Annotated in this window: 11 protein-coding genes; 8 read left to right on the top strand and 3 right to left on the bottom strand. The window is 62.9% G+C overall.

Annotated elements, in window-relative coordinates:
- Positions 1 to 21: 21 nt before the first annotated feature.
- The 3 genes from CK486_RS12695 to CK486_RS12685 are packed head-to-tail and all read right to left on the bottom strand — an operon-like array spanning position 22 to position 3,200.
- Positions 22 to 828, bottom strand: a complete 807-nt coding sequence (locus CK486_RS12695; protein WP_095940686.1) for a transglutaminase family protein — start codon at positions 826 to 828, stop codon at positions 22 to 24.
- Positions 825 to 1,775 carry an alpha-E domain-containing protein gene (locus CK486_RS12690; protein WP_095940685.1) on the bottom strand — a complete coding sequence of 317 codons (951 nt, stop codon included), beginning with the start codon at positions 1,773 to 1,775 and terminating at the stop codon, positions 825 to 827. Before CK486_RS12690 ends, CK486_RS12695 begins: the two co-directional genes overlap by 4 nt.
- A gap of 15 nt (positions 1,776 to 1,790) precedes the next feature.
- Positions 1,791 to 3,200, bottom strand: a complete 1,410-nt coding sequence (locus CK486_RS12685; RefSeq protein WP_095940684.1) for a circularly permuted type 2 ATP-grasp protein — start codon at positions 3,198 to 3,200, stop codon at positions 1,791 to 1,793.
- A gap of 275 nt (positions 3,201 to 3,475) precedes the next feature.
- On the opposite strand from CK486_RS12685, the gene cax reads away from it, so the two are divergent.
- The 8 genes from cax to CK486_RS12645 all read left to right on the top strand — a co-directional run bounded on the left by cax (position 3,476) and on the right by CK486_RS12645 (position 13,017).
- On the top strand, positions 3,476 to 4,549 hold the full coding sequence (gene cax / locus CK486_RS12680; protein ID WP_095940683.1) for a calcium/proton exchanger: 1,074 nt from the start codon (positions 3,476 to 3,478) through the stop codon (positions 4,547 to 4,549).
- A 130-nt stretch (positions 4,550 to 4,679) separates the two neighbouring features.
- Positions 4,680 to 5,591, top strand: coding sequence for a LysR family transcriptional regulator (locus tag CK486_RS12675; protein WP_095940682.1), 912 nt, complete (start codon positions 4,680 to 4,682; stop codon positions 5,589 to 5,591).
- Positions 5,592 to 5,726: 135 nt separating this feature from the next.
- A complete protein-coding gene (locus tag CK486_RS12670; RefSeq protein WP_095940864.1) occupies positions 5,727 to 7,190 on the top strand; it encodes a gamma-aminobutyraldehyde dehydrogenase in 1,464 nt (487 codons plus the stop codon).
- A 127-nt stretch (positions 7,191 to 7,317) separates the two neighbouring features.
- Entirely contained in the window at positions 7,318 to 8,469 is a 1,152-nt protein-coding gene (gene ydcS, locus CK486_RS12665) for a putative ABC transporter substrate-binding protein YdcS (protein WP_095940681.1), read from the top strand.
- Between the two features lie 275 nt (positions 8,470 to 8,744).
- A complete protein-coding gene (locus tag CK486_RS12660) occupies positions 8,745 to 9,773 on the top strand; it encodes an ABC transporter ATP-binding protein (RefSeq protein ID WP_095940680.1) in 1,029 nt (342 codons plus the stop codon).
- Between the two features lies 1 nt (position 9,774).
- Positions 9,775 to 10,725: an ABC transporter permease gene (locus CK486_RS12655; RefSeq protein WP_095940679.1), complete on the top strand. Its 951-nt coding sequence runs from the start codon at positions 9,775 to 9,777 to the stop codon at positions 10,723 to 10,725.
- Positions 10,715 to 11,521 (top strand): ABC transporter permease, encoded by an 807-nt coding sequence (locus tag CK486_RS12650; protein WP_095940678.1) that lies wholly within the window; start codon positions 10,715 to 10,717, stop codon positions 11,519 to 11,521. The genes CK486_RS12655 and CK486_RS12650 overlap by 11 nt, the downstream gene beginning before the upstream one ends.
- 71 nt (positions 11,522 to 11,592) lie before the next feature.
- A complete protein-coding gene (locus CK486_RS12645; protein WP_095940677.1) occupies positions 11,593 to 13,017 on the top strand; it encodes a gamma-aminobutyraldehyde dehydrogenase in 1,425 nt (474 codons plus the stop codon).
- The last annotated feature ends 123 nt before the right edge of the window (positions 13,018 to 13,140 follow it).

Raw genomic sequence — 13,140 nt, 5'->3', positions numbered from 1 at the left:
GCCGCCCGATACTGCTGATGGTTACTGCTGCTGGGCATGCAGGGTCATTACTGGCTGATTGACCAGCACGCGGGCGTGCATCTGCTCCCCGCCGCCGCCACGGCGCATGCCACGCACCGGGCAGGCATCCAGATAATCCAGACCCACGGCCAGCTTGAGGTGACGCTCCGGGCGCGACAGGCCGTTGGTGACATCGAAGCTGTACCAGGCGCCGTCCAGCCAGGCTTCCACCCAGGCGTGACTGGCCAGATGGCCGGCGTCTTCGCTGAACAGGTAGCCGGACACGTAGCGCGCCGGCACCTGCAGGCTGCGGGCGCAGGCCAGGAAGGCATGGCTGTGGTCCTGACAGACGCCGCCGCGCTTGGCGAAGGCTTCCGCCGCCGTGGTGTCGACAGCGGTCAGACCCGGCGTGAACGGCATGGCCTCGCCCAGACCGAACATCAGTTCGATCAGGGCATTGCGGTCACGACGGGCGCCACAGTGATGCAGGGCGAACTGGCGCAGGGCTTCGTCGGCCTGAGTCAGGCGGGTGAAACGCAGGAACGGCAGCGGCGACAGCTGGTCATGCTCGGCCTCGCGGGTTTCGTCGATTTCCACGCTGCCACGGGCGCTGATCAGCAGCGAATCGTGCGGTTCGTCCACATTCAGCACGTGCAGGATGTTGCCGTAGGGGTCGCGCTGGGCGCGGGCCGGGCACGGCAGGTCCAGGTGCCAGTCGAGTACATGCTGGCGCTCGCTTTCCTGCGGGGTCAGACGAAGGTACTGGATGCTCGCGCGCACCTGGTCGTCGTAGCGGTAGGTGGTGTCGTGGCTGATGGTGAGTTTCATGCGGCCTCCAGATAGGAACTTTGAATGGCATTGGCCAGCCGGCGAACCAGCAGGATGAAGTCGGACAACCAGACGTGCAGGCCCTCTTCGAGGATTTCCTCGATGCCGGTGTAGCGCAGCCGCGCTTCCAGGCTGGCGACCATGCGCTGCGCCGGACGGCCGTTGACGCCCGGCAGGCTGGCGAGGATCTGGTTGATTTCGCCGAGGCAGGCGCGCAGCGAGCGCGGCACGTCCTCGCGCAGGATCAGCAGTTCGGCCACCTGACGCTTGTCCGGAGAGCCGCGGTAGATTTCGGTAAAGGCCTCAAATACCGAGAGCGCACGCAGCAAGGCGTTCCACTGGTAGTAACCACGGGCCGAGCCGTCACCAATGCTCTCGGCGGCATCGCCGAGCAGCTCGTAACGCGAGTCGAGCAGGCGCAGTGTGTTGTCGGCCCGCTCGATGTAGGTACCCAGTCGGATGAAGCGGAAGGCATCGTTGCGCAGGCTGGTGCCGAAGGCGGCACCGCGGAACAGGTGCGAGCGCTGCTTGACCCATTCGCAGAAGGCACTGATGCCGTAGCTCTGCAGGCCCTGCTGGGCCATGTCGCGCATTTCCAGCCAGGTGGCGTTGATGTTTTCCCACATGTCGGCTGTGATCCGCCCGCGCACCACGTGGGCATTGCCGCGTGCGGCACGCAGGCAGCTGAAGATGCTGCCGGGGTTGTCGCCGTCGAAGGCGAAGAAGTGCAGCAGGCGCTCGGCATCCAGTTCGCCGTGGCGCGCCAGGTAATCGTCCATGTTGCCGGTGATCAGGAGCGGCATGGTCAGTTCATCGAGGCCGGTGCCCTGACCGTCCTGCGGCATCAGTGACAGCGAATAGCTGACATCCAGCATGCGCGCGAGGTTTTCCGCGCGCTCCAGGTAGCGCGACATCCAGTACAGTTCGGCGGCAGTTCTACTCAGCATGGCAGGCAATCCTTCTCAATCTTCAACCACCCAGGTGTCCTTGGTCCCGCCGCCCTGCGACGAGTTGACCACCAGGGAACCCTCGCGCAGCGCCACGCGGGTCAGCCCTCCGGGAACCAGACGGGTTTCCTTGCCGGAGAGGACGAACGGGCGCAGGTCGATATGGCGCGGGGCAATGCCCTGCTCGACAAAAGTCGGGCAGGTAGACAGGCTCAGGGTCGGCTGAGCGATGTAGGCGGCAGGATTGGCCTTGAGGCGCTCGCGGAAGGTCTCGATCTCGGCCTTGCTCGCGGCCGGGCCGACCAGCATGCCGTAGCCGCCCGAGCCCTGGGTTTCCTTGACCACCAGATCCGGCAGGTGGGCCAGTACGTGGGACAGCTCGTCGGCCTTGCGACACTGCCAGGTCGGCACGTTCTTCAGGATCGGCTCCTCATCGAGATAGAAGCGGATCATGTCCGGCACGAACGGGTACACCGACTTGTCATCGGCCACACCGGTACCGATGGCATTGGCCAGCACCACGTTGCCGGCGCGGTAGGCCGACAGGAGCCCTGGCACACCGAGCATGGACTCGGGGTTGAAGGCCAGTGGATCGAGGAAGGCATCGTCCAGGCGGCGGTAGATCACATCCACCTGCTGCGGACCGGCGGTGGTGCGCATGTACACCTTCTCGTCGCGGACGAACAGGTCGGCGCCTTCCACCAGTTCCACGCCCATCTCGCGGGCGAGGAAGGCATGTTCGAAATAGGCGCTGTTGAAGTGCCCCGGCGTCAGCACCACCACGCTGGGGTCGTCCACCGGGCTGGAGCTTTTCAGCGTCGACAGCAAGAGACTCGGGTAGTGATCAATGGGCGCAATTCGCTGGGCGGAAAACAGCTCGGGGAACAGGCGCATCATCATCTTGCGGTCTTCGAGCATGTAGCTGACGCCGCTGGGGGTGCGCAGGTTGTCTTCCAGCACGTAGTAGCTGCCGTCACCGTCGCGCACCAGATCGACCCCGGCGATGTGGGCGTAGATGTTGCGGTGCAGGTCCAGGCCCTGCATCGCCATCTGGTAGCCCTCGTTGGCCAGCACCTGCTCGGCCGGAATGATGCCGGCCTTGATGATGCGCTGCCCGTGGTAAAGGTCGGCGAGGAACATGTTCAGCGCCTTGACCCGCTGAATGCAGCCGCGCTCGACCACGCGCCACTCGCTGGCCGGAATGCTGCGCGGGATGGTGTCGAAGGGAATCAGACGCTCGGTGCCCTGGTCATCCCCGTACACGGTGAAGGTGATGCCAGCCCGGTGGAACAGCAGGTCGGCCTCACGGCGGCGCTGGGCCAGTTGCTCGGGCGGGGTATTCGCCAACCAGCGGGCGAATTCGCGGTAGTGCGGGCGGACAGCGCCACTCGCGTCGTACATCTCGTCATAGAGAATCCGGGCCATGCCGTACTCCTTCTCGCTGCAGGCGCAGAAGACATCGCAAGGCCCGTGCCACTTAAATTTCTCTTTTAAATCAGTCTCTTGAAAATACCCACAAAAAACAGGCACCAAAACAAGGCACGCCACAGGGGGATTTTTCCGGCCGCAGCACCAAAGCGAAGCAGCGCTCCTGCGGATTGTCTGGCCTGCGCCTGAACGCCTTGCTTACACTGTCTGTATGGCTGCTTCCGCAAGGGGCCGCTCTTCTCTTTACCACTGCCCGAATGGAGTCCCACGGCATGCTCAACTGGCTGCTGCTCTGCGTACCCGTCACCCTGGCCCTGGAGTACCTGGCGCCCCAGCAGCATCTGGCGATCTTCATCGCCGCCGCCATCGCCATCATTCCGCTGGCCGGCTGGCTGGGCAAAGCCACCGAACAGCTGGCCGAACGCAGCGGTGAAGGGGTTGGCGGCCTGCTCAACGCCACCTTCGGCAATGCCACCGAACTGATCATCGCCATAGCCGCCCTGCGCGCCGGCCTGCATGACGTGGTCAAGGCCTCGCTGGCCGGCTCGATCATCGGCAACATTCTGCTGGTGCTGGGTGCTTCCATGCTCTGCGGCGGTCTTCGCTTCAGGGAGCAGCATTTCAACTCCGATGGCGCACGGGCCGAAGCGAGTCTTTTGACCCTGGCCGCCATCGCCCTGGTGCTGCCGGCGGTGTACATGATGCGCGCCGAAGAGGCACCGGCCCTGCTGGGCAAGGTGCAGCACCTGAGCAATGCCATTTCCGTGGTGTTGCTGCTGGTCTACGGCCTGTTCCTGTATTACTCGCTGGTCACCCACAAGGCCCTGTTCGCCGGCAATCGTCAGGAGGATGGCGAAGCCACCGACCTCTGGCCGATGGGCAAGGCCATCGCCATTCTGGCCGTGGCCACCGCCCTGATTGCCTGGGTCAGTGAAATCCTGGTCGGAGCCATCGAGCCCAGCGCCAAAGCCTTCGGCCTCTCCAACCTGTTCATCGGTGTGTTCGTGGTGGCCATTCTCGGCAACGCCGCCGAGCATGCCTCGGCCATTACCGCGGCGATGAAGAACCGCATGGACCTGGCGCTGTCGATTTCCATCGGTTCCAGCCTGCAGGTGGCGCTGTTCGTGGCGCCGGTGCTGGTGCTGAGCAGCCTGTACATCGGCCCCACGCCGATGAACCTCGCGTTCACCTCGGGCCTGACCCTGACCATGCTCCTGTCGGTGCTGATCACCAGCCAGATCGCCGGCGACGGCCGCTCCGACTGGCTCAAGGGCGTGCAACTGCTGGCCGTGTATCTGGTGTTCGGCCTGGCCTTTTTCTTCATCCCCGCCATCCCGGCGCCCTGACCAAAGGGCGCAGGAGCGTCGACCCTCACGTATTTTGGCGCGTGAGCTGCATGTCATTCTGAAAAATTGAAGGCTATGCTCAGCCTTCTTCATTGGAATGGCATGGACGCCTTAGCTAAGGACATCAGTCATGATGACCCTGCGTCAGATCCGCCATTTCATTGCCGTGGCGGAAACCGGCTCCATCTCGGCTGCCGCCCAGGCGGTGTACATCTCTCAGTCCACGCTGACCCAGGCGATTCAGCAGTTGGAAGAAGAGATCGGTGTAGCCCTGTTCAACCGTCACGCCAAGGGCATGAGCCTGACCCATCAGGGGCATCAGTTCCTGCGCCAGGCCCACCTGATCCTCGCCACCGTCGATAATGCCAAACGCAGCCTGCAGCAAAGCACCGACCAGGTGGCCGGGCATCTCACCATCGGTGTAACCAGCCTGGTGGCCGGTTACTACCTGGCCGATCTGATCACCCGCTTCCAACGCGCCTATCCCAACGTGCAGACCCGAGTGGTGGAAGATGAGCGCAGCTATATCGAGCACCTGCTGGTGTCTGGCGAGATTGATGTCGGCGTACTGATTCTGTCCAACCTTGAAGATCGTCACGCCCTACAGACCGAGGTACTGACCCACTCCCCCCATCGCCTCTGGCTCCCTCCGCAACATCCCTTGCTGGAGCGCGACAGCATCACCCTGGCCGATGTGGCCAGTCAGCCGTTGATCCAGCTGAACGCCGATGAGATGGGGCTGCACACCCAACGCATCTGGTCGCGCGCCGGCCTGAGCCCACAAGTCAGCCTGCGCACCGCCTCGGTGGAGGCAGTGCGCAGCCTCGTGGCGGCCGGCCTGGGCCTGTCTATCCAGCCGGACATGACTTACCGCCCCTGGTCGCTTGAAGGCGACATCATTGAGGCCCGCCCGCTGGCAGACCTCAGCGCCACCCTGGATGTTGGCCTGGCCTGGCGCCGCGGTACCGCCAGGCCAGCGCTGGTTGATCCTTTCCTGTCGATTGCCCGTGAACAACCCAATTCACGCAAGGTATCGATTTAACCGAACGCTGCTTTCATAAATTAGAAATTGTCGAGCGCCGAGTCGGACTCTAGTCTCAGAACCATCCGAGACGGCGCCATGGCCAGGAGCCAAAGCATGTCTCAGGACATCAACGTCAACAAAAGAACCAAGAAGATGACGAACGCCACCGCCCCCGTGCTTCATTCGGCATTGCTGATCGACGGCCAACTGGTTGCCGGACAGGGCGCGCGTGAAACCATCCTCAACCCGGCTACCGGTGAAACCCTGTGCGAAATTGCCGAGGCATCGCTGGATCAGTTGGAGCAGGCGATCGCTGCCGCACGCAGCGCCTTTGCCGGCTGGTCGCGTAGCACCCCGGCACAGCGCTCGCTGATCCTGCTGCAGATTGCCGATGCCATTGAGCAACGCAGCGCCGAGCTGGCCACGCTGGAAGCACTGAACTGCGGCAAGCCGCAACACCTGGCGCGCAATGACGATATTCCCGCTGCCGTCGACGTGTTCCGTTTCTTCGCTGGCGCCGTGCGCTGCCAGCAGGGCCAGCTGTCCGGCGAGTATCTGCCAGGGCATACCAGCCTGGTACGCCGCGATCCGCTGGGCGTGGTGGCCTCCATCGCACCGTGGAACTACCCGCTGATGATGGCGGCGTGGAAAATCGCTCCGGCCATCGCCGCCGGCAACACCCTGGTGTTCAAACCCTCAGAGCACACGCCCCTGAGCATTCTGGCGCTGGCGCCGGCACTGGCTGAACTGTTGCCGCGCGGTGTAGTGAATATTGTCTGCGGCGCAGGTGAGACAGTCGGCAGCCCGCTGGTCTGCCATCCGCAGGTACGCATGGTGTCACTGACCGGAGACATCGTTACCGGCCAGAAGATTCTTCAGGCTGCCGCCCGGACGCTGAAACGCACCCACTTGGAACTGGGCGGGAAAGCACCGGTGATTGTGTGCAACGACGCCGATCTGGCGGCCGTGATTCAGGGGGTGCGCAGCTACGGTTATTACAACGCCGGTCAAGACTGCACCGCCGCCTGCCGTATCTATGCCCAGGCCGGCATCCACGACCGCCTGGTTGCCGAGCTCGGTGATGCGGTATCCAGCCTGCGCTTTGCCCGTAAAAAGGACAGCGACAACGAGATCGGCCCGCTGATCAGCGCCCGCCAGCGCGACCGCGTGGCCAGCTTTGTCGAGCGAGCCCTTGGCCAACCCCATATCGAGCGGGTGACAGGTGCTGCGGTGCATTCTGGGCCCGGTTTTTTCTACCAACCGACACTCTTGGCCGGTTGCCGACAGAACGATGAGATTGTCCAGCGTGAAGTATTCGGTCCGGTGGTATCGGTAACCCGTTTCGACGATCTGAGCCAGGCAGTGGACTGGGCCAACGACAGCGAATACGGACTGGCCAGCTCCGTGTGGACGCAGAACCTGGACAAGGCCATGCAGATTGCCAATCGCCTGCAGTACGGCTGCACCTGGATCAACACCCATTTCACTCTGGTCAGCGAAATGCCCCACGGAGGCCTCAAGCGCTCCGGCTACGGCAAGGACCTGTCCAGCGACTCCCTGCAGGACTACAGCGTGGTGCGCCACATCATGGCCCGCCACGGCACGGAGCTGAACTGAGCCACAGCTACAAGCACATAACAACAACATCCGAGCAACCGCTGGTGGCGCCAGACTCAACTAGCCTGAACTGCCAGCAAGACATGTACTGCCCTGACCACAACGACGCCAATAAGAGGGAATACCGATGTCCAAGCGCACCACCGCACTGCTTAGCGCACTGACCACCGCCATCCTCGCCAGTACCGCCGCGCAGGCCGGCGAACCACTCAAAGCCCTGGGCCAGACCGAGGGCCAGCTGGATATCATTGCCTGGCCGGGCTACATCGAGCGCGGCGAGACTGACAAGAACTACGACTGGGTCACTGAGTTCGAGAAGCAGACCAGCTGCAAGGTCAACGTCAAAACCGCCGCCACCTCCGACGAGATGGTCAGCCTCATGGCCAAAGGTGGTTACGACCTTGTCACCGCCTCCGGCGACGCTTCCCTGCGCCTGATCTACGGCAAGCGTGTGCAACCGATCAACATCGACCTGATCCCCAACTGGAAGAATGTCGACCCGCGCCTGCAGAACGCCCCCTGGCATGTGGTCAACAAGCAGCACTTCGGCACGCCCTACCAGTGGGGGCCGAACGTCCTGATGTACAACACCAATGTGTTCAAGGAAGCCCCGACCAGCTGGAAAGTGGTGTTCGAGGAACAGACCCTGGCTGACGGCAAGAGCAACAAGGGCCGCATTCAGGCCTATGACGGCCCGATCTACATTGCCGATGCCGCGCTGTACCTCAAGGCCACCCAGCCTGCCCTGGGTATCACCGACCCCTACCTGCTCAATGAAGAACAGTACGCCGCCGCCCTTGAGCTGCTGCGCGCGCAGAACAAACTGGCCCACCGCTACTGGCACGACGTGACCGTGCAGATGAACGACTTCAAAAACGAAGGCGTGGTCGCTTCCAGCGCCTGGAAGTATCAGGTCAACGCCCTGCAGGCCGAAAAGCAGCCGATTGGCTCCACCGTGCCGAGCGAAGGCGCCACCGGCTGGGCCGACACCACCATGCTGCACGCCGAGGCCAAGCACCCCAACTGCGCCTATGCCTGGATGAACTGGTCGCTTGAACCCAAGCTGCAGGGCGACCTGGCGGCGTGGTTCGGCTCCAACCCGGCGGTGCCGGCGGCGTGCAAGGGCAATGCCCTGCTAACCGACGAGGGGTGCAAGACCAACGGCTTCGACAACTTCGAGCAGGTGGCCTTCTGGAAGACCCCGCAGGCCGAGGGTGGCAAGTACGTGCCCTATAGCCGCTGGACGCAGGACTACATCGCCATCATGGGCGGCAGGTAAGGCTACCGTGTTGGCTGCGCGGCCTGCTGGCGTCGTTGCGTCCTCGCGCGAGACTCGCCTACCCGGCGGTATGTCTCGTCTCGCGCTGCGGGGAGCCTAGCCAGTAGACCGCTCGTTCAACGCTGCCACCTGCGGGCCTGCAAAAGTGCAATCGCACCGATTTTCCTGTGCTTAACCGTTTTATCTGAATACATCCCCTGCACCCGGCGCGGCTCGTGTCGGCAAACCTTGTCGCCCTGGGCGCAGCGGATGGCTTTTATCCTCCTGGAGTTTTTATGACTGTTGCCGTGCAATTCACTGATGTTTCCCGCGTATTTGGCGAGGTCAAAGCCGTCGACCGGGTTTCGATCGATATCCAGGATGGCGAATTCTTCTCCATGCTCGGCCCCTCTGGCTCGGGCAAAACCACTTGTTTGCGCCTGATCGCCGGCTTCGAGCAGCCCAATGCCGGCTCCATTCGCATTCACGGTGTCGAGGCCGTTGGCCTGGCACCCTACCAGCGCGACGTGAATACGGTGTTCCAGGACTACGCGCTATTCCCGCACATGAACGTGCTGGACAACGTGGCCTATGGCCTCAAGGTCAAGGGCGTTGGCAAGAGCGAACGCCTGGCCCGTGCCGAGGAGGCACTTGCCATGGTGGCGCTAGCTGGTTTCGGCGGACGCAAGCCGGCGGCCATGTCCGGCGGCCAGCGCCAGCGTGTGGCCCTGGCCCGCGCTCTGGTCAACCGTCCGCGCGTGCTGCTGCTTGATGAACCCCTCGGCGCGCTGGACCTCAAGCTGCGCGAGCAGATGCAGAGCGAGCTGAAGAAGCTGCAGCGCCAGCTGGGCATCACTTTCATTTTCGTGACCCACGACCAGAGCGAAGCGCTGTCGATGTCCGATCGCGTTGCCGTATTCAACAAGGGCCGCATTGAGCAGGTCGATACCCCGCGCAACCTGTATATGCAGCCGGCAACGCCCTTCGTCGCCGAGTTTGTCGGTACCAGTAATGTGCTACGCGACGGCCTGGCCCTGGAACTGAGCGGTAGCAACACCCCCTTCTCGATCCGGCCTGAACACACACGTCTGGCAGGCAGCGAACCACTGGGCAGTGATGAAGTGGAAATCAGCGGCCTGCTGCACGACATCCAGTACCAGGGCGCATCCACCCGTTACGAGATCCGCCTGGCCAACGGCCAGAACTTCTGCGTCAGCCAGGCCAACAATCAGTGGCAGCTCGGTGATGCCCCTGTGCAGCCCGGCCAGCAGGTGAAGGCGCGCTGGGCCCGTGCGGCCATGGTCAGCCTGCGTCAGGAGGCCTGAGATGAGCCATAGCCTCACCACTACCACCGGCCTGCCCGCCGAGGGTTGGCTGCGCCGCGCCGCTACCCTGCTCTACCGCAAGCCCAACCTGTACCTGTCGCTGTTGCTGGTGCCGCCGCTGCTGTGGTTCGGCGCCATCTACCTGGGCTCGCTGCTGACTCTTCTGTGGCAGGGTTTCTACACCTTCGACGATTTCACCATGACGGTGTCGCCAGAGCTGACCCTGTCCAACTTTGCTGCACTGTTCCAGCCCGCCAATTTCGACATCATCCTGCGCACCGTGGGAATGGCGGTGGCTGTGTCCATCGCCAGCGCCATCCTGGCCTTTCCCATTGCTTACTACATGGCGCGCTACACCACGGGCAAGACCAAGGCCTTCTTCTACATTGCGGTAATGATGCCGATGTGGGCCAGCTACATCGTCAAGGCCTATGCCTGGACCCTGCTGCTGGCCAAGGGTGGCGTAGCCATGTGGTTCGTCCAGGTGCTGCACCTGCAGCCGCTGCTGGAGTTCCTGTTGGGCGTTCCAGGCGTGGGAGGCAACACCCTATCCACCTCGCACCTGGGTCGCTTCCTGCTGTTCATCTACATCTGGCTGCCGTTCATGATTCTGCCGATACAGGCTTCCCTGGAACGTCTGCCGCCCTCACTGCTGCAGGCCTCGGCTGACCTCGGCGCGCACCCGACACAGACTTTCTGGCAGGTGATTCTGCCGCTGTCGATCCCCGGTATTGCCGCCGGCTCGATCTTCACTTTCAGCCTGACGCTGGGTGACTTCATTGTCCCGCAACTGATCGGTCCGCCCGGCTACTTCATCGGCAGCATGGTCTACGCCCAGCAGGGCGCGATCGGCAACATGCCGATGGCCGCTGCCTTCACCCTGGTGCCGATCGTACTGATCGCCGTGTACCTGTCCATCGTCAAACGTCTGGGGGCCTTCGATGCACTCTGAAAAAGCTTCCTGGGGTCTGAAACTCGCCGCCTGGGGCGGGCTGGTGTTCCTGCACTTCCCGATTGCCATCATTTTCCTGTACGCCTTCAACACCGAAAGCTCGGGCTTCAGATTTCCGCCACAGGGCTTCACCCTGAAGTGGTTCGGCGTCACCTTCGCCCGTGCCGACGTACTGGAGGCCATCAAGCTGTCGCTGGAAGTGGCCGCCATCGCCACCCTGATCGCCATGCTGCTGGGCACACTGGCGGCCGCAGCGCTGTACCGGCGCGACTTCTTCGGCAAGGAGAGCATCTCCATGATGCTGATCCTGCCGATTGCCCTGCCCGGCATCATTACCGGTATCGCCCTGCTCTCGGCATTCAAGACACTGGGTATCGAGCCCGGCCTGCTGACCATCATCGTCGGCCACGCCACCTTCTGCGTTGTGATCGTCTACAACAACGTCATCGCCCGCTTCCGCCGCACCAGCCACAGCCTGATTGAGGCCTCGATGGATCTTGGCGCCGATGGCTGGCAGACCTTCCGCTACATCATCCTGCCCAACCTGTCGTCGGCCCTGCTGGCGGGCGGCATGCTGGCCTTCGCTCTGTCCTTTGACGAGATCATCGTCACCACCTTCACCGCCGGTCACGAAAAAACCCTGCCTATCTGGCTGCTCAACCAGCTGGCCCGCCCACGCGATGTGCCGGTGACCAACGTGGTCGCCATGCTGGTGATGCTGGTGACCATGCTGCCAATCCTCGGCGCCTACTACCTGACCAAGGACAGCGAAGGCGTTGCCGGCAGCGGTAAGTAATTGTTTTCCCTGAACCCGGAGCCTCTCCTGTGCAAGGAGAGGCAGACGCACACCATAGCGAGGCTTACGCGATGCAAACCCAACTGTTGATCAACGGCCAACTGGTAGCAGGCCAAGGCGCCAAGCAAGCAGTGCTCAACCCCTCGCTGGGCAGCACGTTGGTTGAGATTGCCGAAGCAACCCCCGAACAGGTAGACGCAGCAGTACGTGCCGCCGATGCCGCCTTTATCGACTGGTCACAGACTTCACCTGCACAGCGTTCCGCGCTGCTGCTGCAGGTCGCCGATCTCATCGACGCCAACGCCGAAACCCTGGCGCGCCTTGAGTCGCAGAACTGCGGCAAGCCCTACAGTGCAGCGCTGAATGACGAACTGCCGGCTGTAGCCGATGTGTTCCGTTTCTTTGCTGGCGCCGTGCGCTGCATGCAAGGTTCAGCCGCTGGCGAATACCTGCCGGGGCACACCTCGATGATCCGCCGCGATCCGGTGGGCGTAATCGCCTCCATCGCGCCGTGGAACTACCCGCTGATGATGGCCGCCTGGAAACTCGGCCCGGCGCTGGCGGCCGGTAACACTGTGGTCCTCAAACCATCCGAGCAGACCCCGCTGACCGCGCTGAAGCTGGCCGAACTGATCGCCCCGCTGTTCCCGGCCGGCGTGATCAACGTGGTATTTGGCCGCGGCCCGAGCGTTGGCCAACCGCTGATCAGCCATCCGAAGGTACGCATGGTGTCGCTGACCGGCTCCATCCCCACTGGCGTCAACATCGTCTCCAGCGGCGCTGCGACCATGAAGCGTACTCACATGGAGCTGGGTGGCAAGGCACCGGTCATCCTGTTCGATGACGCCGATATCGACGCCGCCGTCGAAGGCATCCGAGCCTTCGGCTTCTACAACGCAGGCCAGGACTGCACTGCCGCCTGCCGCATCTATGCGCAGAAAGGCATCTACGACGAATTCGTGCGCAAGCTTGGCGAGGCGGTCAGCACCATCAAGACCGGCCTGCAGGACGACGAAAGCACAGAGCTCGGCCCGCTGATCACTGCTGCCCACCGCGACCGCGTACTGGGCTTTATCGAACGCGCCAAGGCCGTACCGCACATTCAGGTCATCACCGGCGGCAAGGCTGTTGAAGGTCCGGGCTTCTTCATCGAGCCCACCGTATTGGCCGGCGCCCGCCAGGACGACGAAATTGTTCAACGCGAAGTGTTCGGTCCGGTAGTTTCGGTTACCGCGTTCGACGACGAAGCCCAGGCACTGGCGTATGCCAATGATTCCGACTACGGCCTGGCCAGCTCGGTGTGGACAGCCGACGTGGGCCGCGCTCATCGGATGTCCGCCCGCCTGCAGTACGGCTGCACCTGGGTCAACACCCACTTCATGCTGGTCAGCGAAATGCCCCACGGCGGCATGAAGCTCTCGGGCTATGGCAAGGATATGTCCATGTATGGGTTGGAGGACTACACCACCATTCGCCACGTCATGATCAAGCACTGATCTGGGCTACTGCGCTCGGCCGGGCGTTGTTGGCCAGGACCTCGAAATGCTCATGTACTCCAGTACATTCCGCTTTCTCGGCCCTGGCCGCCTAGCCCGACCGTCGCTCGTCACGCCCAGATT

The sequence above is a fragment of the Pseudomonas sp. HAR-UPW-AIA-41 genome (assembly GCF_002304225.1).
Taxonomy (GTDB): Bacteria; Pseudomonadota; Gammaproteobacteria; order Pseudomonadales; family Pseudomonadaceae; genus Aquipseudomonas.
The sequence above is the reverse complement of the archived record's forward strand: the minus strand, read 5'-3'. Positions and strand labels throughout refer to the sequence as shown.